We start from the raw sequence: 22,797 nt of genomic DNA, 5'->3' as shown, positions 1-22,797 counted from the left end.
TGGGCTGAGCAACAAATGACTCGGTCTTAGAGTTTCACGACCGTTCGGAAGGACGTCTCTTCATCCAGGGCACGTGGAGTGAGTCTTGCCAATGCTCAGTTTTCCGAAGCTGCTTTCGTAATTGATAACAATCGATAGCTCTGCCCCAAGCGAGCGCTGCCTCCGCAGGACTATTGACGACCGCAAGATGTTGGTCAGCGCTCTGTACGCTCGACTATTTCCAGATAGGCTTGACCGCACCGATCGCCCGCCGATCATTGCCAGCAACACGCTCTTGATCAATCAATGATGTCGGTAGCTGGTTCCGGCCAAGTACTGAGCAGGCCTTGAACGAGCACGGCCGCGCTGGATTTGGTCACGTCCTCTACCTGCCGCAAGTAAGCCGCACGCAAGCTATCCGTAGACTGCGCTAAGGGCGACACCATCTGGTTAGCTTTGTGCTCTTCGCACTAACTCGTCGCAGTCAGGACACGAGTGTCGGGATACAGACAACAAAGCTCATCCCGGCAGGAAAAAAACTCCACGACGTTTCAGTCGCATTGCTCCGGTGGCGTGTCTGCCGAGCTCGCAACCATTGGTACGATGATTGCTTAACGCGAGGCAGCCCCGTTTAGACCAGATGCGTCGGCCCGTTTGCGGGCAACGAGGCAGTTCTACCAAGAGGAAACGTGAATGTCCGGTGTCGCTGGTGCGTTTTTATGTCCGCCAAGAATTCCCAGCGCGACCGTCTACGAACGCCTCGAACACATTGTTTCGAAACTGACACTTCGTGGACAGGCCGGCGTCGGAGTTGCTGCGTTCATGTACAAGCGTGGCATTCGATATGCGACAGCGCTTCCTTCATCGCGCGCCTCAGTGCGTATAGAGCCCATTGAACAGGAATCGAGTTTTCGTCCTCATGTCGCAATCGCCCAGATCCATGCCCGATCCCGCAGCAATGGCAACCTTCGCCTAATTAAAAGCAATGAGGGTGTCAGCCACCATTTAGCAATCTCTCTGGATGGAGCTTTGGTCAATGCCGCAGAACTCCAAGGAGAATTGTTTGGTCAAGGGCAACCGTTAGTTCCTGATAGCGACGCTGAGATCCTGCTCCAATGGATTGAACGTTCCTGTGAACAAAAGTATTGGCGCCACAGCCTCCCCACCAATTACGAAGCCGTCTTTCGCGAGCTTGATGGGCGCATTGATGGCGCCATTAGCGCGCTCGTTCTGGACCACGAAGGAAACCTTGTCGCATACCGCAGTCAAAGCGGTTTGCGCCCTTTGGAGACCATGCGAACAAGTGACGGGTTTTTGCTATTTGCCTCCGAAGATTCCGCATTTACTGCTTTTGAAGGTACGACGCAGCAACTCTCGCCCGGACACATACAGTATGTAGACGGTCAAACCGGACGTAGCAGGGATCATTCCGTAAGCAATGGGCGATACACGGCCAAACTCTGCGCATACGAAACCCTCTATTTGGGAAGTTCAGACACGACGATCCAAGGCCAGTCACATTTCAAAACCCGCTACAACATCGGCGTCGCCTTGGGCGGACCTGTTTCGCAGCGACTGCAAACAGAATCCTGCTCAACGCCTATAATTGTGTCCTCCATGCCGCGTACGGGGGGCCCGTACGCGGACGGGCTGTTTGCATCGCTCGCCGGACACAACGTTTTCGCCGAGCGTCGCGAAGTCATTGCAACGCGATTTGTTGAACGAACCCTTATCGGCACTCTGGAGGAACGACAGTCTCGCATTGCTCAAAAGTACCGAGTGTCGGAGCCTGACCTCTCTAGAAAAACAATAATAATGGTCGACGAGGCTCTCATTCGTGGCGATACGAGTCGAGCCGTTACGCGAATGCTCCTTGCCGCTGGAGCCACGGCCGTACATTGGGCAATCGGTTCGCCGCCGATCGTGGCTCCGAACTACTACGGCATCGGTATCGACACACTAGAAGAGCTCGTATTTTGGCAGACATGGAAGCGCCTGCCGCCCGAAAAGCGCGCGCAAAGCCTCCGCTTTCACCGGATGAAGCCGGAAGTTCTGAGAAGCATCGAGGATAGTATGGCGGCATGCATCAACGCAGCCACGCTGTCCTATCTGCCCTTCCAGCTCCTAGTATCGTTACTAGCCCACAGATTGGCGGGCTTCGATTTGTCTCCCTTTACATTCAACATGCCTACTCCTGCGGGACAGCAACGAGCAGACAGGAATTTGCGAGCATTGGTCGGCAGCACTGCCTGTTTGAATTCAATCGAGCGAGAGGTTTGATAGTGAAACCAGTCCTTGCTTTCGATTGGAATGGAACATTGCTAGATGATGCCTCCGCGCTGCTCCAAACCACCAACGCTATTCTAGCCCACTTTGGCCATGCAACGATCGACATGGCCACGCTTCGGGAACACTGCGACGTTCCGTTGTCTATTCTTTATCGTAGTCTCGGGATGTCGCAGCAAGAGATTGCGGCCGTGGACCGCAATGGGAGTGCTGTCTTTCATGATACCTACGAACCTCTTGCGGAAAAGGCCGCTCTGCGCGAAGGCGCGCGCAGAATGTTGGAGCTAGCGCACCGCGAAGCCGCTCTGCCCATAATCGTGAGCAATCATATAGTTGCCCCCCTTCGGTCCCAAATGATAAGACTCGGAATTAGCGACTACATCAAGGATGTGCTGGCTTTTGAAAGTCGCGCCACTCAGTACAAGTCCATGAGCAAGGGAGAACGACTTCGTTTGTACCTGCAGAAGAACAGACTAGATCCTGGCTGTACCTTCATCATCGGCGACATGCCGGTCGAAATGGACATTGCACGCGATCTCGGACTGAAGAGCATATCCATTACAGGGGGATTTGTTTCGGACGCGCGCTTGCGCGCGGCGTGTCCAGACTACACGATTACCAACCATCATGAATTGTTGCCCATCTTACAAAGTCACGGGTTTTTCCGGGGTGTATGAATCATGATTGGCGAAGAACCACCACCGAACGCCGGCGCTAAAACGGCGAAGCAAAAAGTCGGGCTTGTCGGAGTCGGGCGTATGGGCACCGGAATTGGGCTGAGCTTATTGCGTCGGCAAGTCGAGTTGCATATCAAAGCCAACAAGAATCGTGCCGGTGCGGATCGCTTGACCAGCGCGGGTGCCCGTGAACTTTCCTCCATCGCTGAGTTGGCGCGGCAGGTAAGTGCTGTGGTGTTGTCTTTGCCGTCGAGCCGCGAAGTTGAGAAAGTGTGCCTTGCGCAAGATGGGCTTTTTGCTCATTTGTCTCGAGGCGATTTGATAATTGACTGCACCACCTCCTATCCTGCTTCGACAATCGCTCTAGCCCAGCAGGCTCAAAAAGGTGGCCTGCACTTCATAGACGCCCCAGTAACTCGGAGCCCCGAGCAAGCGGAGTTTGGCCTTCTCAACGCGATCGTTGGATCGAGTGACGCTCTTTTTCCGGTTGCTGAAGGCATTCTCAGTGCATTTTGTGAGAGCGTTTTTCATGTCGGAGATGTTGGACAAGGTCACAAGCTCAAGCTTGTTTATAACAGCATGACGATGGGAATAGCGGCGGTAGCAGGAGAGGTCTGCCAATTCGCAAATGGTCTTGACATCGATCTTGTGACGCTTCGCTCTTTGGTTAGTCGTGGCTCCACCAATAGCGGAATATTCCAAGCCTTCGCTGCCTTTTTGTTGGGCGAGAAACCTGATGTACTGGCGATCTCCATCGCGAATGCTGCAAAGGATATTGAGTGTGCAGTACGCCTAGCAAACGAAAGTTCAGTTTCGGTGCCAGTCCTGTCTGCTGCTGCCGCCAGCTTAAATGCCGCGGTCTTGGACGGAAAAGCCGAACTGACGCTACCTCATTTGTCTCACAGATAAACTCTTAGACCTCTGGGACCCGAGGCAAGGTTGCTGTCCACCTGCTTCTGGTTGGTGGCTTGCGAGAGTACATTCAAGACGCCGTCTCGTTGCGATTGGCGCTTCGGCGCGATCGCGTCTTTGAAAAGCAAGCCTCTCCTTTTTGCGAAGGATTGCGCGGCATCGCCCGCCCTGTAGAGCAATCTGGGCGGCCTATTTCATGTTCGGATCTGGCCGTTCAGCGCCCGGCGGCCGCGTCTCTGCGGCCTTTGTTAAGAATGACTCACCGGCGGGCGGGGGGAGCCTGAGTTGCCCGCCGCGCTTAGTATCGAGACGATTCCGCTCCCGCTCGGATCAACGCTGGTCTACATTAGATCGAAAATCGTCTATAGAAGGGGTACGATTCCGAGATGAGCAGATCGGATAGAATCGTGAAGGCTAAAGTTGTCTCCAGGCTTGCCACCGATGTCTCGGCAGCAGTCAATGGCTCGCCGCTGCGGATCTACGCCCCTTCCTTGCGAAGCCTGCCAGAAGGATCGTTGCTTGTGATGGCAACGTTGCCTGTCATTGACTGGAACGACTGCCTTTTGCGAGACTTGCGAGCCCTGTCCGACAAAGGATGCGTTCACGTTTATGCGGCGATGGTCATGATAGACCCTTTCGCCTGCTGGGAAGATTTTCGGGACTTATTGAAAGGTGCGGGAATTTCCGGAGTGGTTAATTTCCCACCTGCATCGATCATTGAGTGGCCGACGGTTGGCATACCGTTAAGTCCAGGCCGGGAGATCGAACTTCGGCGTATGGAATGGTTCGCAAGCCTAAACTTCAAAACGATGTTCGCTGCTGCTACGGAATCCGAAATTACGGTGGCCGAGAGGCGACTTAGTTCCAGTCTGCAAGGTATATTGCATGTGCGGGAAGAGGATCTTGCGATGAGGATTGAGGACGAGATGGAGTTGGTCAGCGGTGGCCAACAGGAATTATCGATACCACAGTTCTCGCTGTCGGGTGTGACGAGTTCGAAGGAAACTGGACGCAAAAAGCGAGAATAGGCTACTCTAAGATCCGCAATTTCTTCATCTTGTTGTAAAGTGTCTTTCTCGAAAGTCCTAGAAAATCAGCAGTCTTTCCGCGATGCAGCCTGTTTCTTTTCAGGCCCTCGATGATCCACTCGCGCTCCGAGAACGCCGATGTGGGCTTCGGGTGTACTCCACTACTCAATAACGGCTTAAGTACCTCCGCGACTATGTGAGCATCTTTCTGTGCGACAAGTTGATTGACGATCTGGCGCAATTCTCTCAAGTTTCCGGGCCAATGATGGCCTGCCAGCGCTAAGAACGCGGATTTTTCTATCGCCAAAATCTGAGCGTTCGAATCCCCCTTGGCCTCTACGGTAAAATGCTGAATGAGCTGCGGAAGGTCCTCCAGCCGGTTCGGCAAAGCGGGAAGCTCTATGTCTAACCCAACAAAGAGTGAAAGAAGGCGTGGAGATAGAACACTCTCCAAACCGGCTCCGCGAGCTACAGTTGCGGTTGCAACAATGCGGGCATTCGATCTTAGAACCGATACGCCGTACAGGGGCGTGAAACTACCCGTCTCGAGATAGTCGGCCAGACGCTCTTGCCCATCCGAGGTCAACTGATCGACATGCATCAGCAAAACCGTAGAATTGCTCGCGGCTTCCAGAAGCGATAGTTGTCGTTTCCTGTTCGCATGGCCCTCGGAGCCCAACAGCGCACCAATCGTATCGATCGCCGGACCGCGGCGACACTGAAACAGCGCCGGCTTCGTGTGCTTTCGGTCGCTGAAGGCATGAATGAGGCTGGCTATGCGTCGCTTGCCTGATCCCGCTTCGCCCCACACCAGCACAGGATTGGTGTTACCAGCCAAGCGCCTTGCAGTCTCTAGCACACGCTTCATGCTTGAGGACTGTGCAACGATGCCGTGGGTGAAGCCGCTCAACTGAAGTTGGCGCTCGAGCAGATCAACTTTTTCGCGCAGCAAGTGGATGGTCTTGAACCCGGAGGTAACCTCAAGGACCGACATCTCCAGTGGGACGCGATCGAGCGATGAGCCGCCGATGAACCCCTTAACACCTGTTTCGCGACATATGTCCAGCAATTCGTCCGGCTTCGTAATCGGTCCGCCACCAAGCAAACAGATCACGCCCTTGTCGATAGATTGAGCCGCGCGCACGACCGCGCTTGTCCGCGCAGCCAGCTCCGATAGGCTAATGGATGGGTCGGTCCCGCCTTCGTACTCCCGATTGAGATTGAAGTTGATGCAGATCGCCTCAGCTCCCGCTTCAACCATACGTCGTGCTTCGGACTGAGTGCGGGTATAGGCGACCGTCATGAGGCCACGTCTTGCCGCCTTCACCAGAAGTTCGATTTCCCGCTCATAGCCGAGCCCACACTTCTCGAGAAGTGCCCTTCTGACGTCATCGATATGGATAATGGAAGGGAAGTTGGTTACGCCGGAAAAGCCCCACCCGATGAAGCGATCGAGAAAGCGGTCGATATCGAGCTGCGGATCGAAGGTACAGGCGCCGAAAAACACCGGCAATTTCGTGCTCGGGAGGATCTCGGTTCGACCAAAACTAGCTACGAACTCGTTCGTGTTTCGTATCGGAAGAATTGAGGCGGGCGAAGACCCGCCCATCGCGCGAAAACGGCCAGCATTGAGCGCGAGCACGAAGTCTGCGCCTGCGCGTTCGGCGGCCCTAGCGGTCATGCCCGACCCGATTCCTGCTCCAAGCACAAACGAGCGGGAATTCCGGAAGAACTGCCTGATGCCGGCTCCCTTCACCTCAGCCGTCCGAGTATCGATCCTGAGCCGGCATCATTGCACGGCTGACGTCAAGACTAGCTCCAAGTCGCAGGCGCTTGCAACCGCCGTACCGCCTTTCCATTGCTCATGAACAGGTGGCAATCGGCTGGAGCAGCTGAGAGAGTGAGCTTTCCGGCGCCATTGCGCGAGCCGGATTGTGGCGCCCTGGCAACGACCGTTTCATCTCCAGCAACACCGTAGATGTATGTGACGTTACCGAGATGCTCAACGAAATCCACGTCGAGCCCAATAGAGATCTCCTGCTGCCCGGGTGCCGGCGAGGAGAAGTCATCCGGGCGAATTCCAACGGTGACCGGCTTGCCAACCAGGCCTTGGTCTGGCTGGACCGGAACGAAGATTGTAGAACCGGCCTCCAGTCGCACGTCTAGGCCATTTTCGTGAGCTGCCTCGACCTTGCCGTCCAGGAAGTTCATCTTCGGCGAGCCGATGAATCCTGCCACAAAGCGCGAGGCCGGATTGTGATAAAGATCGTGGGGGCTGCCGACCTGTTCGATGTTGCCGTCCTTGAGGACGACGATCTTGTCGGCCATGGTCATCGCCTCGACCTGGTCATGCGTCACATAGATCATGGTATTTCCGAGCTGGTTGTGGAGCTTGGCGATCTGAACACGCATTTGCACGCGCAACTCGGTGTCCAAGTTGGACAGGGGCTCATCAAACAGGAACACTTTTGGTTCTCGCATGATGGCGCGCCCGATTGCGACGCGCTGGCGTTGCCCTCCTGAAAGTTGTCGAGGCTTGCGCTCCAATAGATGGTCGATCTGCAATAGCGATGCTGTTTTGGCTATCTTGGCAGCGATCTCGGCTTTCGCGGCTTTGGCCATGCGCAGGGGAAAGGCCAGGTTCTCTTTCACCGTCATATGCGGATAGAGAGCGTAGCTTTGAAAGACCATGCCGAGGTTGCGATCGGCCGCATCGATGTCGTTGACGAGCTCATTGTCGATGAGGAGCCGCCCACCGCTGATGGGCTCGAGCCCGCCAATCATGCGCAGAAGCGTGGATTTGCCCGACCCGGACGGACCAACGAAGACGACAAATTCGCCGTGATCGATAGTTAGGTCGATGTTACGCAGGATCTCGATTGTCCCAAAAGTCTTCTTGAGGCCCTCCAGGCGAACGTCGGCCATTATGCCCTCCTCTGTCGCGGTTGAGCCGCGCGAGCAGCACTTACCTCAATCTCGCGCAAGCTCGATACGATGAAGTCGGGAGCCATCAAGGACGGATCCTGACGCGTTGGCACGCCGGTTGTAACAAGCACCGTGGCAAGACCCGCCCTCTTTCCGGCTTGAATGTCAGTAGGAACTTGATCTCCGATCATGATGGTCGACCCGCGCTTCGTACCGAGGCGTGAGAGCGCTGTCTCGATCATCGGCACCTGCGGTTTTCCAACGATCGAAGGCTGCACTTGCGTAGCAGCGGCCACAGCTGCAATGGTCGCACCAGCGCCAGGTTCGAACCCGCTCGCCGTCGGCAGCAGCAGATCGGGATTGGTTCCTATGAACACAGCTCCATTGAGGATCGACGCAACCGCAATTCGCAGCTTCTCATGCGTGATATCCCGGTCAAGCCCCATCACAACGGCTTCAGGCGCTCGGTCAGTGACCTCCAGCCCAACATCCCGCATGGCCGTTACAAGCGAGGGAGCTCCGATGACATAGATTCGCGTTAGGTGTGGATAATTAGTTCGAACGAGTTCTGCGGCGGTGATAGCGCTTGTAACGACCTGAGACGGTGCGATCGAAAGACCAGATCCTCTCAGCCTGCCGACGACGTCCTCCGGGGTATGCGTTGAATTGTTCGTCGCAAAGCAGAATGGCACGCCTGCTTTCTGCCATCTCGTAAACGCTTCTATGGCATCCGCAATTGCGGTGCCGCCACGATAAACGACGCCATCGAGATCGGAGATAATCCCTTCTATCGGCGGCCAGTTGATATTAGAGCTGACGCTAACCATTCATCAGCATCCCACCGTTCACATGGACAATCTGCCCGGTCATGTAGGAAGCTGCGGGGCTGGCCAGGAACACCGCAAGCCCTGCGATATCTTCCGGCAGTCCGACCCGGCCCAGCGGAATTCGGCCACTATGGCGCGCTTCGGTTTCCTCTCGCGGACGCCCGTGCATGGGTGTATCGATAATCCCGGGAGCAATCGCGTTGACGTTGATCTTGAACGGAGCACATTCATAAGCGAGCAGCTTTGTCACATCGTGCACGATGGCTTTTGACAAGCAGTAGTCGGCGCCGCCAGCCTGGTAGTTGAAAACAGCACCCTGAGATGACAACGAGGACCCGACATTGACGATGCGGCCGCCCTTGCTCTTCATGAAGCGCTCGATCGCCAGCTTCGCGCAACGAAGCACTGCGACGGAATTGATCTGGATGGTTTTTTCGATTCGATCGGCATTTCCGGTCAGAAGCGCCTGAGCCGATTTTATTCCGGCGTTGTTGATCAGGACATCGAGCCTGCCGAAGCGCTTGGCGATCTCATCAAGCACCCTGCCGACATCATCTTCCCGTGACACATCCATGCTCATCGGCAGGATGCCATTGCCGTGCGGCAAACGAGTCAGAATGTCTCGCAGGTTTTCCATATTCGCGTCGGTTGCCAGGACGTTCGCACCGCCTTGACGGAAAGCATTAGCTATGGCTGAGCCAATGCCTCCACCTGCACCGGTCACAAGCACGGTCCTGTCTGCAACTGAGAACTGTTCGGTCATTCCAACTCCAAGATCGATTGAGAATTCAGAAATTCGTCGACGGCCCAACTGCTAGGCATCGATTTTTGAGCACCGCGTCGCGTCACACATAAGGCGGCAACCGCGAGCGCTTTTTTGATCGCTTCTCGTATCGGCAACCGATGAGCAAGAGAGGCTGCGAAAGCTCCATTAAAGGCATCGCCCGCCGCGGTCGTATCAACGACCTTCACAGGAAATGCCCGGAGCGCGAAAGTCGCGCTGGCATCGGCGTAGTAGGCTCCCTGCGCACCTAGCGTGATCAGCGCTGCTTTCGGCCCGAGATCGAGAAGCTTTCCAGCCGCATGAGCGGCGCCGTCGAAGTCATGCACCTCGACACCGGTGAGCTCGAAAGCTTCCGTCTGGTTTGGTGTGACGAAATCGACACTCCTCCACGCCGCGGGCGACAGGCCCACCCTCACGGGGGCTGGGTTGAAAATGAGATCGAATTCCTTGACGCTCTTCAATGCAAAAAGATGATTGAGCGCGGGGACCGGCATGCCCATTTCGGCAACGACGATTGCGTCCCGCTCAATGAATTCGGCCGCCTTCTCGACCATGCTCGGAGTGACATTTGCATTGGCTCCCGGGTCTATGACAATCATGTTGGAGCCGTCGTCGCCGACGAGGACAAGAGCAGAACCGGATATCTCCCCCGGGCATACCTCAATGGCATCAAGGCGGACACCTGCCTCACGCAGCGCTTGCAGCAACGATCGGCCAGCGTCATCATCGCCAAGCCGGGTGTAGAAGCTCGGCCGAAGCCCCAATCGAGCGGCGGCGACCGCCTGATTTGCGCCCTTGCCTCCCGCATTCTGCTTTAAGCTTCCCATCAGGCTTTCACCCGGCGTTGGAAGCCGCTCGATGTTGAAGCAGAGGTCAAGATTGGTCGTTCCGAAGAACATCAATGGTCTGGGGCTCATTTCACGGCCCCGAAGGTAAGGCCACGTTCGAGATGACGCTGGCCAAGGATTATCAGGACGACCGGCACAATCATGGTCACCACCAAACCCGCAGCCATGACCGGATAGAACTGAACGCCTGGATTAAGCAGCTTGAGCAGGGCGACGGTGACCGGTGCTTTCGTCGAACTGAGGATCAGGCCGAGAGCGAAATTGTGCCAGGCAAGCAAGAAAATGAGCAATGAAGCGCCGATTAGGCCGGGCTTTAGAAGCGGAAGAACAATGTGCCAGACTACACGGAACGGCTTTGCACCATCCATGGCCGCCGCCTCCTCAATGTCCTTTGGGATGTCCTCGATATATGATCGGCTTAGCCAGATGATCATTGGCAGCGTGACGACCTGATAAACCCAGATCATGCCGAAATAAGTGTCATAAAGGCCAACTGTTTGGAACACGCTGAACAGCGGTATGACGACAAGGAGTGCCGGCGCGAAGCGGAAGCCCAGAATGAAGAACGCGATGTCCTCCTTCCTAGGGATATCACGCCTTGCCAAGACGTAACCTGCGGGCACGCCGGCGATCAGCGACACGAGCACCGCGCCAAGCGATATCACGACGCTATTGGCGACCGGCGTCAGGAAATCAACCTTGATGGTGCCGTAGCTTGTCGCCCCGGCCTGGGCGGCATCGAACAAAACGCGGAAGTTCTCAAATGTTGGAGTGAAGACAAAGCGCGGCGGCCAGGTCATGACCTCGCCCTGCTGCTTCAGTGACATCATCACGATCCAGACCAGCGGAAATGTCAGGATGAGCGTACAGACAAGAACCAGTCCATTAAGGAACAAGCTTGCGGGCGTTGAGCGATTGAAGCGCATTGCCAGCCTCCTCTAGCTTACGCGCTGCCGAACCAACCGCCAAAGTTTTACCATGGCCAAGGTCCCGAGAAGCACGATCAACCAGTTGACAACCATGAGCGCGGCACCACGCCCGAAGGCGAGGTTTTGAAAAGCCGTGATGTAGGCGCGAACCGAGAGCACCGAGGTACTGTCACCTGGACCGCCCTGGGTTGTTCCGAAGATGATATCGAACTGATTGAGCGACTCGATCAACCGAAAGACTGCGGCGATCAGGATATACGGTGCAATGAGCGGAAGCTCAATATAGAGGAACGTCGCCCAACCCTTAGCGCCATTGATCCGCGCGGCTTCTCTGATCTCCTCGTTAATGCCCTGCAAACCGGCGAAGATGATGAGCGCAAAAAATGGTGTGTAAGTCCATATGTCGATGAGAACTAGCGAGAACATCGCCGTACCGGCGTCCGAAATCCAGGCGAAGCGGCCGATCCCAACAAGCGAAAACAAATAGTTCAGAATCCCGTTTTGTGGATCCATCATTGTGGTCCACATCAAGGCGACGCTCATTGGCGGCAATACCAACGGAAGGAGAATGACAGGTCGCATCACTTGTGCAAGAAACACGCGGCTTGCGAACAATTTAGCGAGCGCAAGCCCAGAGAACGCTTCCGCGAGGACCGCGGAGCAGGCATACACCGTGGTCGCCCGCACGCTGTTCCAGAAATCTTGGGTCTTGATTGCCACTTCATAGTTGGTGACCCCAATGAAGCGAACAAGGGGACGGCCAAGCTTGAGATCGGTCAGCGATTGGAAGACGCCATAGAAAAACAGAAAAAGAAATCCGAGCAGTATGATGATCGCGGGAGCAATCGCAGCAAGGCTCCACCAGTCAAGAGCATGCTGCCCGGCGTTTTGCACCTGCTCTTTTTTGGGCGGTGCCAGTTGGCCTACCGATGATTGTAGCGTCACGGTTGCGTCGATGCCTCGAAGGTTCATCGCTCACATCTCGAAGATACGCGGGGGTAGTGGAGGCGGCAATCCGGTGATGCCGCTCCCCGGTTGCCTTACATGGAGGAGCGAATCTCGGAGGCGAGGTCGGCCAATGTCGCCTTCACGTCCGCACCATTAACCATTTTCTGCATAGCAACTGCCCAGGCGTTCATGGCCTCGGCAAACCCTACGCGCGGCGTAAAGGCGAGCGCAGCCCTGTCCTGAACACTCTTGAAGGTATCCACGAAATTTGTGAATTCCGGTTTAGCCGCATAGTCGAGCCAAACCTTGTCGCTCCAGGTCGAAGCGCGCGGCGAGTTGACGAGCTTGCCGGCGATGGCACCGTTCAGCTCGACCTGCTTTGACGTCGCCCACTGAATGAAGAGCCAGGCCGCTCCCTTTTTCTGGGAAGCAGCATTCATGGCCAGGGACCAGATCCAGATGTTCGATTCGAAAGTCTTGCCGTTCGGAGCTCGCAGTGGCGGCGCGAAGGCAATCTTGCCCGAAGCGGGCTTGCCGGCAACATCGTTCCAGAACCCGAACATGTTGGAATCGATCGCCATCGCTGTCCGACCCGAATTGATGCCATCGACCACTTGGTACCAGTTGTCGTTGGCAAAGGATGGGGCAGCACACTTCTTGATCATCTCCACGTAGTCTTTGTGGAAGGCGATCGACTCGGGAGAATCGAGACCGGTTTCCAACTTGCCGTCCTTGACGACGAAGTCGTGTACACCATAGGACTTGGCGATTGAGATCGCGGCCGTGTGGATGCTGCTCCAAAAGCGCACGCCTCGCACGCCCAGGGGCGTGATCGCGGGATCGGCAGATTTTAGCTTTTCGCATGCCGCCGACATTTCCGGCGGGGTTGTCGGAACCTTGATACCGTGTTTGTCAAGAATGTCCTTACGGTAGAACAATTGGATGTTTTCGAACCCGTGCGGGATGGCCCACACCTGACCCCGGCCCGGTTCGATCTGCCCGCCATCGACTTGCCAAGTCAGCGCGTCACGCAATGCGGGGAAGAAGTCCTTGTAGTCATAGCTTGCCGATGTGAGCTTAGGGTCGTTCAGATAGCGGTCGAGCGGCTCAAGCAGTTGACCGGGCGCAAGATCCCAAGCCGGTTGAATTCCTGTGCCGACGACGTCCCAGGAGGGCGATTTTGTGCTCAGCTGGATGGTCAGCTTATTCCAATAGGCATCGTCCGGATAAAGCTCGGGCGTCACCTTGATGCCCGTCAACTTCTCGAACTCAGGAAGCTGTGCTGCAACCGCGTCAGCATATGGATGGATGTCGTAAGCCCAAACGATCGAAGCGCCCTCGAACTGACGCCAGTTGATATCCTCCGCTTTGGCCTGGCCGGAAGATGCGGCCGCACCGGACAAGAGAGTTGAGCAAATCAGAGCGGCTTTGACGAAATGGTAAGAATGGCCGCGCAGTGCGGCTAGCGTCCTTGGCATTGGTCCCTCCTCTGGGCTCTTCGGCCCTCAAATTCACGTGCCTGTCGTCTTCCAGGGCCGCGAGTGTTGGTAACGCTAACCGTGATTTTCCGCCCTTATGCACCCATTCAGATCGAAGTTGGGTATTTTTGGGTAAGTCAAGAAAACAGCGTTAGAGCAGCCGTTGCAAAAGCCATGGGGGAGATGATCAATGCAGGCCCATGTTCAGGCCTCGCGCAGCCAGCCTACAAACGAGGGCCGAGCCGGGCCAACCGCCCGAGCTGGTGCATAGTAGCTCGTTCAAATCCTCTGTTGATCTCACCTTGCGGCACGGACGCCTCGATCTTGTTCTTGATTGTGCTGCTTTTAAGAGGGACGAGTGCTTGATGCATTGCCGCAACCTTTCTCGATCCGCAAACAATCAACTCTCAACCCGCTATGTTGCAGGACGAAGCTCGAGCGCGACCGCGAACATCAGCAACAAGGCGTTGCGGAATAGGCGCAACGAAAGCCTCAGCCAGGCTGAGGGTGAGGCGGAGATTGTGGTCGACGGCGGTGAAAGACGATGTTGGCGGCGTCCCCCTCCCGGCCCTTTGAGATGGCAGCGACCGAGATGCCCGTCGCTCTTCATGTGGCCGATCACGGCTCGATGACTGAGCGGCGCCTGAGCCGATGCGCAGATAGGATTGCCGCAGCTTAAGGCCGCACTCGCGGGCCAGCCGATTGGTTGATCGCCGCATGCTCCAGCTTGGCATCGGTCGGGAGGTGATAGTCTTGGGCTGAACGTGGTCTCCACCGTCGCACGCTTGAGATCGCGCGCCCGCAACGCGCCAGTCTCATGCGCCCCCTCAAGCTCTCGGCCAGCAAAAGCTCCAGCTTGTCACCGAGCCGCTTACGTCAATGGCCAAGCGTGCCCGCTACGCAAGCTGGCGCCCTCGTCAGTCCGAACGCCTACGGGGGCGTAGGAAGAATCGGATCAAGCTCCTCCTGCTCGAGGATCTTGGATTCATCTTTGGCCAAGTATGCCGCCAGTGAAGCGATGCCGGAGTTTGGTGGGCAACGAGCGGGTGCGGACTTTTTGGTCGGCGCCTGCCCCGAGCGTTCGGCAATCTCGACGCTCATGAGATGCGGCAGGATCGGTCGTCCGACGGCGCGCTCGATCGTGTGGAATATCCAGGTGCCGTCCGGATCGATATCCGACCAGTGAAAGATCGGGGTTTGTTCGGACACCATTGCCGAGATCGTGCGCAGGGCCTGTTGGGTGGCAAGCGAGGGATACCCGCCAACATACAGCGTAGCACCCAGTCGAGCGGGGTCGGCCTCGGCGACGTGCCTGTTGAAGCTTGCGAAGTTTTCGATTGTCAAAACATAGGCCGGCGGCTCCCGGAAGCGGACACGATCTGCCTCCTTAGGCGCGATCCCGAGATAGAGCGGAGTGACTCTGGAGAGATCGGCCCCAAGGAGATCGATCTTACCCGCGATCAGCAGCGGCGGGGCAAAGCGTTCCAGCCCGATCGCCCGCAGTGCCTCGCGGGGCCGCGCGCCCGGAGGAAACTCGAGGACGCCACTCAGGAGCCGAACCACGACGCCTTCAACGCGTTCCAGCGTCTTGCTGTGCTTCACCGTCCGTCGCGAGAAGGTCTTATAGTCCACGTCGAGATGCTTGTTGTCCAGGATGGCCTGGGCGAGATCGAAGGCGTGGCGCAGCGTATCGACATCGGACGAAGCGAAGCCGTGCCACGTTTTCCCCCGTCCCCACACCGCGGCAATCTGAGCAGCGCCTGTCTTCAGCGAATCGTGCAGCGCCGATCCGCCGACAAGCCGCGCGACGGCGTCCTGCGCGATCTGCGGCGCCGGCGTGCGGCCGAGGTATTGGTACAGGGCTTCCGCCGAAGCCAGCCGCACGTGGGCGAGTTGGTCCCGCTTGCCGCGGCGGCCCCAACCAAGGGAGACTGCGCCGGCAGCCTCCGCTTCTCGAATACGTTTCAGAAAGGCGTCGGCATCGACGACGGACGGGAAAGCCGCATAGTCCGGATGCGCGATCGGACTCGCAGCACCGGCTTCGAAACGATCGAGAAGATCGCCGAGCAGGTCCTTCGCGTCTGTGAAGCGGCGAGGCATGATTATTCGGCTGCGAGCCGGGCGGCGAGATCCTGGTCGGACATGAGGTCAGGATCGATCGCCATGAGTTCGCGCTTGGCCTTTTCCTTCAGCGAAACAACGCTCGCCCTCGACTGCTCGCCGATTCTGTCGACTTCCACGATCGTATCCATGTGCTCCAGCACCGCCACCCGCTTCTCGAAGGGCGCTGCGATCACGAACTGCAAGCCCAGCTTCTTGTAGAACGCCATCATCTGGCGCTGATTTCGGCCGTCCATCTTGGAGAACGCCTCGTCGAACATCGCGAGCGCGAAGCCGGACGGCTTGCCTGCGCGCCGTTCTGCACTTCCGTAGACGGCGGCGAGCGGCCTTGTCGGCGCCCGCGGAGCGCTCGATGTTCTCGAACTCGCTAAGCATGCGCCGCTCCCTCGCCAAAGCCGCTGCCAAAGCTGCTGCCAAGTGCGCGACGACGGATTACGAAATTCGCGCATCGCAGCCATTCGCTGTCGTGCGGCGGAGTGTCGGGCGACGGCTCGAATTCGAAGCTTCCGGCGATCTGCAGCGGCACTTCGCCGGTCAGGGCGTACCGGCGAGCGCAGTCGAACGCGAGGAAGTCGTCCACCGTCCCAATTTCGAAGAAGCGCGCCTCCTTCGTTCCGGCCGGCGGGACTTGCCCCTCGAGAAACGTTCGGACGTCCTCCGGGCGCGGCGCGATGCGCGTGATGTATTCGAGCCGCAGTTGCTTCCTCAGCTCATAGAGCGGATCCGAAGGCGGCGCTGAAAGCTCCCTCGCCTCGACAGGACGGCGTGGCCGGCGGCTCGGCGCCTGATGGTGCTCCGACCAGGGAGACCGAAGCGGCTCGACACTCCACTCGACGGTAGCGCCCTCATGACGTCCATCTCGGAGCAGCGCGTCGAGACGACGGACGAGGTCGCCGGCGCGGCCCACCAGACCTTGTGCGCCCCGCTCGGCGTACTTGATGGTGTTTCGGACGCGCGCCTCAAGTTGCCGCCGAAAGGTCTCGATCCGATCGAACATCTCGCCGATCTGCTCGAAGATGTTCTCGATGGCTAGCAGGTCGTCGGCCGCGGCCGTGTGGCCGTCTTTGACGTCTGACGCCATGCTGGCGGCGACGTACTCCTCGGCCAGCACCTGCATGGTGACCGGCGTGTAGGAGATTCTGCGCGCGAGGTCGACGATGGCGTCGCGGAAACGGTAAGGATGGTTGAAGGTCAGGATAGACTCGAAATCCTTGAGCAAGAGCTGGTCGACGAATTCCTCGAAAAAGGCCTCGAGCCGGCTGCCGACGGTCTTTGATTCCATCACCGTTCGCCTGATGCGCTTGAGGTCGGCGAGAATGGCGCGCAAGCTCTCGGTGAATTGGTCCGCTTGGTTGCGAGCCTCTCTTGACTGCGAGCGCGGCTTCGCGCTGCTTGCGATCGGTCACCTCCGGCGTAAGCTTCTCAACCGCTTCGAGACTAAGGCGTATCTGGACGATCAGCCCCCCGAAGCGCTGCGACAGATCCTTGTTGAGGCTCGCCAACCGCTGGATGACGAGGAGAGGTCCCATCGCCATGTCCACTGTGACGCGCAGGCCATATTCCTCCTCCTCGAGCTCCCCAGGCGAGGAGCCGAGCATAGAGCTGCCGTGCCAGGCCAAGCGCCTTTTCACCCTTCTCGGAGGCGAGCGCGACATCGGCCCTGCGAATGCGGCGGCGACCGGCCGAAATCATTTCCGGCAGGCTGCCGAAATCATCGGTTTCGCTCCACAACGTGGGATTGGCACGCATCACATCGTAGATGGCGTGCATGACCTGCTGAGGGCTCGGGAATGCCGGCGCCCCCGAAAAAAAACGCTCATGGAGATCGAGCAGACAAGCGGCATAGAGGTGCTTGTGATCGCGCGAGAAGGCCAGGAACGCGTCGTCATGCAAATGGCGGAACAGGGACAATGATTGCACGCTCCTTGCGCCGGCATCCTAAGTCGGCCTTAAACCCATGAAAAGATGTAAGATATTAAACCGAGAGCAGGTTCAAAATTTGCAACTGGAAGAGTGGTTCACAGTATGTTCCGGTATACCCTCGCTCGACGCGTTCTGTCGAGGCCCCGAGAGTCTCATTTGGTATGCCCATGGAGTTCCCCCGTGCTCTTGAAGGCCGGAAGAATTGCGGCGTGCACCCAGCGGCGGTTATCCGCTTTCAGGCCGAGGATAGAAACGTCCCCGCACGGGTACTCACCCGGCCGGGGCACGGTCATCGTGCGGCAAGACCCGCAACCAAGGCGGCGAAGCCGTTCAGGTCGCTGCGTCAGGCTGGTTCCTGGACGAGACGAGCGCCGATCGCACCGGCATGAGTTTTAACTCATAGCTCGGCATATTTGCTAAAACTAATATCGCCGCTACTTGCGTAAAAATCATATCCGCCAATGCCTCACCTGCGAGGCACGACCGAGAACGAGTACGCGTGTCTGCGTCTTGCGAACCAGCTCGGGATCACGGCGGCCGAAGTTAAGGTTGGGAAGTTTGGTAAAGAGATCCCGATCGTCGTCACCCGATATGACCGCGAGATCGGTAGCGACGGCGCGGTCAGACGCTTCCACCAGGAGGACATGTGCCAGGCGCTCGGCGCGCATCCCGCCGTCAAATACCAGAGCGAAGGCGGCCCCTCGATCGAGCAGATCTCCAGTGACGTGTTGCGTTACGCTACCGATCCGGAGGCGGACAAGGCGACGTTCGCTGACATGATCGCCTTCAGCTTCCTGGTGCTCGGTACCGACGCTCCCGCGAAGAACTTCTCAGTCATCCACCTCCCGGGCCGGCGGATATTTCTTGCACCACTCCACAACGTCCTGAGCTTGGTGCCTTACGACGACGACGAACATGAGCCGCGGCGGTGCGCATGGCGATGAAGATCGGGGGTTCCTACAAGTTCTCAGAAGTCCTGCCGCGGCACTGGAGGCGCCAGGCGGAAGTGATGAAAATGGATCCCGACGAGATGATCACGCGATTCGTGGGGCTCGGCGAGAAGATTTCCGACGCGCTCAGCGAGGTCGTGAAGGGGGCGAGGGGCGAGGACCTGACGGAACCGGTGCTTGACACCATGCTGGACGGAATCTCGGCGCGCGGCAAAGCGATTGTGCAGCAATACTCGGCGTGAACGCGCCGCGCTCGGGACCCTCAAGGCCGACGGACGCCGTCGAGGCCCGTTCCGGACGCTGAATCAGATGACAAATAACTGATATGAACCCGCGGGCTCGCGCCTCCGGTCGATCAACGACGGATCGACTGGTGGGCGCATCCGCACCTGAAGGGGTGGTTCGATCTGGTCAAGGCAGGCCGGGGCGTGATCCGGGCGCAGCGGCGTTCATCGAACCATGATCGACGCCCGGCGCGACCCTAACGATTGTCAGCTGGCGGCGTATGGTAGCCTTTCGGTTGCCATGCGCGACCCTTGAGGTAATCCATGGCCATGATCGAGTCCGCCGCGCCAAATCCGCGCCGCAAGTCCCGCGAGATGGCTCGATCTTTGACTGTAGGTGGCGCTTCATCCACAATAAGAGTTTAGGACTTTGGTTCTTTGAATGCCTTCTTCTTCAAGGCGGATAAATAATTTCCTCGAACTCTTGGCCGAGATTCACCGGCCAAGCGCATTTCTAGCGTCACAACAAGTTCCTCAAATTTTTTGCGTGTTGCGCCCGCCAGAGGTCGTTGCCGATAATAGCTGTACAGGCGCTCGGTTATGACAGCTGTCACCCACCGTGGCGTATCTTCCGATCCGTAAAACTCACTTATCCTGGTTATAGCTAGGGACGAGTCGATCTCGAGCAACATGAAAGAGCAGAGCAGCGTGCGAATTGCAGATGTCTTCTCGCTGCGTATCTGCTCATCGATAAAATCAACCAGCTTTTCGCTTCCAAGGTTTTGATAGGCGATCTCAGCAACGATGGTCGGCATGACATGCTTGATCGTACCCTCGATGAACCTAAATAGCTGGGACAGCTTTTCAGGGGAGAGCGTGCTTCCTTTCTTGTTCACTTTGGCGGCGACTTCGCCTCCATTATGTATATCGTGAACTAGATCATCGATTGCCTCTTTGAGGCCGGACAGAAAGCCACGGAGAATTGTTTCCCAGCACGTCAAGCAATGTTCCAGATGAGCTGTCTTTACTTCCTTATCGACAAACTCAAGATTTCGGATGAATTCACTGTACATCTCCACTGCCATAGAAAATTTGATTACGCGATTGCTTCGGATTTCGACCCCAGTCTTGGCTTTGTCACGCGCCTCTTTCTCGCGCTTTTCGGCGATGCGCTGGTCGGTCTTATCCATCAGTTCGTCGATTTTCTCGGCCGTCATGCGTTCTTTGCGCATTTTGCTGAGCTGCGCCTGCGTAAAGTCCAGATTCTGGCCTTCGGAAAGGTAGTCTTCGAGCTGCTCAACGGAGAGAGGCGGCTCGGGGCGGTTGATGCCTTCGATTATCTGCAGCCCAAACGCGAGAAACTGCTTCTCGTGACGAAATCGCGCCGTGTAGATATCAAGCTCCTTTGTGTAATCTAGCCAGCGTTCCCCTTTGCAGATATCTTGGATATCAGCAGGGTTATCTCGGAGATACCCAGCAAAGAAAAAATCCTGAAAGCGTCGGTAGCGGAATGAGAGGGTTTCAGAGACCTCGTACAAGACGCCGCACTTGATGAACGCGCGAACAATCTCGGCTGCGTCATATCTAAGTCCTTTACGCTTGAGCAGGCCGATCACAAACTCGACCACGTCGTTTTTGGATTGGACTTCATTGGTCGTCTTAAAGTGGAAAGCTAGGTTCTGAAGGACTAGCGACTTCATGGTGAAGTCAAATTCACGACGAAGCGCTCCCGTGTAATCCATGCGACCTAAAATGTGATCGATCAGATTTTGTAACAAAACGGCTTCGTTTAGCAGTTCGCCCTGGGACCTATTCTTCAACGCCCAAAGGATAAGCGAAACGACATAGCCGCTTCTTGGAAGGCCGATACGCTGCAACTGCTCCATCAGGCTCTGATAGCGCCGATCTTGTTCGTCTTTACTTACGAAGTAGGTATCAGATAGGGCTCTGATCGCTCCCCGACGTAACTCTCCGATGACGTACTGCTCGGTGTTTGGAAAGGCATTGCCAGAAGCCTTCCAAAGAGACTCCGTGCCGGCTGCTGCCCGGACAAATATGCACCAACGGACATTATTGTGTTTCGTGATCAGCAAGCCGAGAGCCTTGACGCGGGGCTCGTCAAACAAATCTACGTCGTCAACAATTGCGAATACCGGATTGGTTTCAACAAAGGCTCTCGTCGCGGCACCATCTGACACTTCATTCGCATAACTGCGGAAAAGTCTCCACAGACTGCCATCCTTCGATTCGAGCTCAGCAAACCTTCCAATCAAGGGAAAGCGCGCTTGATCGCCAAAGCCTTCTGAAACCTTAACAGCGATATAGTGAGCAACGGTCGTTTTCCCAAGCTCCGACCGACCCACGATGGTGACGTTTTCTTTGCTTTTCAGAATGCCCAACAAGTTCTCGCGGTCATTCTCTGGAGAATCATTGACCTGTGAGGTGGGGATTGCCTGTGAAAGCCTGTTTAGCGGCGGGCAAACAAAGTGTTCGTCAATATCTCTACTTTGTTCTGCAATGCCCGCGAGTGCTATCTGGTCATTTGCTAACTTTCGGATATTGGGGCGGGCTTTGCGCAGTGTTGTTGAAAGCGTGTTTGTAGAGGTGCCTCCAGAGGAGGAAAATGGGTATCTGACAATGCCCTCGTCCACAACTCGCGTGGCTAGCAGGAATTTTCGACGTTGATCTGAAAATTCGTATAAGCGAACAATTGCAGTGTCGCTGCTGTCGGTCTCCACAATGCTGTAGCCGTTGAACCATTCTCGGCTTCCATACAGGCAGCCGGCCTGTGAAAGTATCGCATCGCCCATTGTTGTTTTACGCAACTCGGGCCCTGGACGATGAATGTGACCGCAAGCGAGTAAGTCAAACGCGGCTTGGAGCCGCCCTTCGACAGCTACTTGGTCAGATTCATTTAACCAATAGAGGGGATGGTGGAAGACGCCGATCTTTATGCGAGCCGAACGCAAGAGTTCGATAGCGTGATCGACGACTCTTTCGCCAAGAATCAGGTTTCCCTTGTCAACGTCGCCCGCTTCGCCCGTGCAGCGCCATGCCGTGTTGAAGCAGGCGATACCTATGTCGCCATCGCTTTGTTTGATGATGTAGGCTTTCAAGAAAAGATTGGTCGATATGCAGCTATCTGAATGGGCTGCCCAAACATCACGGTAGAATCCTGACAACCGTGCAAATGGAGGGGGAGCAGAGGAAATCGGGTGAGACCAATGATCGTCGACGAACTTGTTAATTTCACTCCGATTAGTAAGTGTCTTGAGAAGGCCGGCTTCGATGTAGCCGACTTTTCGGACGACATCACGGTCAATGTCATGATTGCCGGGACATATAACAAATTGGCTTTCAGAAGCGCCGGCAGCGTTCAGAAAGCGCTTGATGAACGTCGATCTGGCCGTTTGAAAAACGTTTTCATCCCCGCCGCGATTCACGAGATCGCCCGAAAAGATTACAAGATCGAAAGCGCCAGCCTCGTCCCGGCGAGCTTCGATTGCTTCTATTGCAGCCTTTAGGACAATTTCCTCGTCGTGCTGGTGTTTGGCCGAAAGATGAAGGTCAGAAAGGTGCAAAACTTTCATAGCAGTGCGGGTTCCGTCGATCACGAGTTGGTGGAGCGAGCTATGCGCGGAACGCCGGAGGAAAGTTACAGCCGTTCGATAGCGTCAGCCATTTCTCTGCCGCCTAGGAGTCGCAGCAGGCACTCCTCAATCCTAGGTCGGCATCGCTCCTGGTATGGCTGATAGCGTCGGCAGGGTGCGCAGCAGCACCCACACTCCGGGACTTCGTAGCTTCACAGACTACAGCAGCGGCGTTGCCGTTTTTTTGCGTTTCCGCCCGGAGTCAAGCTGAACAAGAGCGCCAGGCCTTTCTTTCAAGCAGCAAGACGTCGCCATCGCAGGCCATTCCACGGCAGCTTCGTCGCGGGCCATCTGGCACCCTATGCCTG

General features: G+C 56.7%; 19 protein-coding genes and 1 pseudogene. 6 read left to right on the top strand and 14 right to left on the bottom strand.

Translation table 11 applies throughout. The annotated features are described in order from the left end of the window. Window positions 1-672 precede the first annotated feature (672 nt). The 4 genes from XI08_RS20305 (at window position 673) to XI08_RS20290 (ending at window position 4,882) form a co-directional block, all read left to right on the top strand. Window positions 673-2,259 (top strand): hypothetical protein, encoded by a 1,587-nt coding sequence (locus XI08_RS20305; RefSeq protein ID WP_271575687.1) that lies wholly within the window; start codon window positions 673-675, stop codon window positions 2,257-2,259. Between the two features lie 2 nt (window positions 2,260-2,261). Next, window positions 2,262-2,942, top strand: coding sequence for an HAD family hydrolase (locus XI08_RS20300; RefSeq protein WP_271575686.1), 681 nt, complete (start codon window positions 2,262-2,264; stop codon window positions 2,940-2,942). Between the two features lie 3 nt (window positions 2,943-2,945). Continuing rightward, window positions 2,946-3,851, top strand: a complete 906-nt coding sequence (locus XI08_RS20295) for an NAD(P)-dependent oxidoreductase (protein ID WP_271575685.1) — start codon at window positions 2,946-2,948, stop codon at window positions 3,849-3,851. Between the two features lie 410 nt (window positions 3,852-4,261). Further along, entirely contained in the window at window positions 4,262-4,882 is a 621-nt protein-coding gene (locus tag XI08_RS20290) for a hypothetical protein (RefSeq protein ID WP_271575684.1), read from the top strand. 1 nt (window position 4,883) lies between these two features. Here XI08_RS20290 and XI08_RS20285 read toward each other — a convergent pair whose 3' ends face one another. From XI08_RS20285 to XI08_RS20225, 13 genes and pseudogenes are all read right to left on the bottom strand, one after another. Continuing rightward, the gene (locus XI08_RS20285) at window positions 4,884-6,638 is read right to left on the bottom strand and encodes a phosphoenolpyruvate hydrolase family protein (protein WP_271575683.1); all 1,755 of its coding nucleotides are present in this window, start codon (window positions 6,636-6,638) and stop codon (window positions 4,884-4,886) included. A 56-nt stretch (window positions 6,639-6,694) separates the two neighbouring features. Continuing rightward, window positions 6,695-7,807 carry an ABC transporter ATP-binding protein gene (locus XI08_RS20280; protein WP_408912997.1) on the bottom strand — a complete coding sequence of 371 codons (1,113 nt, stop codon included), beginning with the start codon at window positions 7,805-7,807 and terminating at the stop codon, window positions 6,695-6,697. Then, window positions 7,807-8,634, bottom strand: a complete 828-nt coding sequence (locus tag XI08_RS20275; RefSeq protein WP_271575682.1) for an HAD-IIA family hydrolase — start codon at window positions 8,632-8,634, stop codon at window positions 7,807-7,809. Before XI08_RS20275 ends, XI08_RS20280 begins: the two co-directional genes overlap by 1 nt. Then, on the bottom strand, window positions 8,627-9,397 hold the full coding sequence (locus XI08_RS20270; protein WP_271575681.1) for an SDR family NAD(P)-dependent oxidoreductase: 771 nt from the start codon (window positions 9,395-9,397) through the stop codon (window positions 8,627-8,629). Before XI08_RS20270 ends, XI08_RS20275 begins: the two co-directional genes overlap by 8 nt. Further along, window positions 9,394-10,335: a ribokinase gene (locus XI08_RS20265; RefSeq protein WP_271575680.1), complete on the bottom strand. Its 942-nt coding sequence runs from the start codon at window positions 10,333-10,335 to the stop codon at window positions 9,394-9,396. Before XI08_RS20265 ends, XI08_RS20270 begins: the two co-directional genes overlap by 4 nt. Beyond that, entirely contained in the window at window positions 10,332-11,192 is an 861-nt protein-coding gene (locus XI08_RS20260) for a carbohydrate ABC transporter permease (RefSeq protein ID WP_271575679.1), read from the bottom strand. Before XI08_RS20260 ends, XI08_RS20265 begins: the two co-directional genes overlap by 4 nt. A gap of 12 nt (window positions 11,193-11,204) precedes the next feature. Beyond that, window positions 11,205-12,167 (bottom strand): carbohydrate ABC transporter permease, encoded by a 963-nt coding sequence (locus XI08_RS20255; protein ID WP_271575678.1) that lies wholly within the window; start codon window positions 12,165-12,167, stop codon window positions 11,205-11,207. A gap of 68 nt (window positions 12,168-12,235) precedes the next feature. After that, entirely contained in the window at window positions 12,236-13,621 is a 1,386-nt protein-coding gene (locus XI08_RS20250; protein WP_271575677.1) for an ABC transporter substrate-binding protein, read from the bottom strand. Window positions 13,622-14,241: 620 nt separating this feature from the next. After that, window positions 14,242-14,497 (bottom strand): annotated as a pseudogene (locus XI08_RS20245) (IS5/IS1182 family transposase); the annotation flags it as partial. Between the two features lie 54 nt (window positions 14,498-14,551). After that, a complete protein-coding gene (locus tag XI08_RS20240) occupies window positions 14,552-15,721 on the bottom strand; it encodes a Wadjet anti-phage system protein JetD domain-containing protein (RefSeq protein ID WP_271575676.1) in 1,170 nt (389 codons plus the stop codon). 2 nt (window positions 15,722-15,723) lie between these two features. After that, window positions 15,724-16,191 (bottom strand): SbcC/MukB-like Walker B domain-containing protein, encoded by a 468-nt coding sequence (locus XI08_RS20235; protein WP_271575688.1) that lies wholly within the window; start codon window positions 16,189-16,191, stop codon window positions 15,724-15,726. Further along, window positions 16,110-17,069 (bottom strand): Wadjet anti-phage system protein JetA family protein, encoded by a 960-nt coding sequence (locus tag XI08_RS20230; RefSeq protein WP_271575675.1) that lies wholly within the window; start codon window positions 17,067-17,069, stop codon window positions 16,110-16,112. Before XI08_RS20230 ends, XI08_RS20235 begins: the two co-directional genes overlap by 82 nt. A gap of 110 nt (window positions 17,070-17,179) precedes the next feature. Continuing rightward, window positions 17,180-17,653 carry a hypothetical protein gene (locus XI08_RS20225; protein ID WP_271575674.1) on the bottom strand — a complete coding sequence of 158 codons (474 nt, stop codon included), beginning with the start codon at window positions 17,651-17,653 and terminating at the stop codon, window positions 17,180-17,182. A gap of 473 nt (window positions 17,654-18,126) precedes the next feature. Between XI08_RS20225 and XI08_RS20220 the strand changes: the two genes are divergently transcribed. Together XI08_RS20220 and XI08_RS20215 are read left to right on the top strand one after the other, a co-directional pair. Further along, window positions 18,127-18,609, top strand: a complete 483-nt coding sequence (locus XI08_RS20220) for a HipA domain-containing protein (protein ID WP_271575673.1) — start codon at window positions 18,127-18,129, stop codon at window positions 18,607-18,609. After that, entirely contained in the window at window positions 18,600-18,857 is a 258-nt protein-coding gene (locus XI08_RS20215) for a hypothetical protein (protein ID WP_271575672.1), read from the top strand. The genes XI08_RS20220 and XI08_RS20215 overlap by 10 nt, the downstream gene beginning before the upstream one ends. Window positions 18,858-19,261: 404 nt before the next feature. Here the strand turns inward: XI08_RS20215 and XI08_RS20210 are convergent, their stop codons facing one another. Continuing rightward, on the bottom strand, window positions 19,262-22,429 hold the full coding sequence (locus tag XI08_RS20210) for a metallophosphoesterase family protein (RefSeq protein ID WP_271575671.1): 3,168 nt from the start codon (window positions 22,427-22,429) through the stop codon (window positions 19,262-19,264). Between the last annotated feature and the right edge of the window lie 368 nt (window positions 22,430-22,797).

It is taken from the genome of Bradyrhizobium sp. CCBAU 11361 (assembly GCF_028128935.1).
GTDB classification, from domain to species: domain Bacteria; phylum Pseudomonadota; class Alphaproteobacteria; order Rhizobiales; family Xanthobacteraceae; genus Bradyrhizobium; species Bradyrhizobium niftali.
Note: the sequence above shows the minus strand (reverse complement) of the source record. Positions and strands in the feature narration are given on the sequence as shown.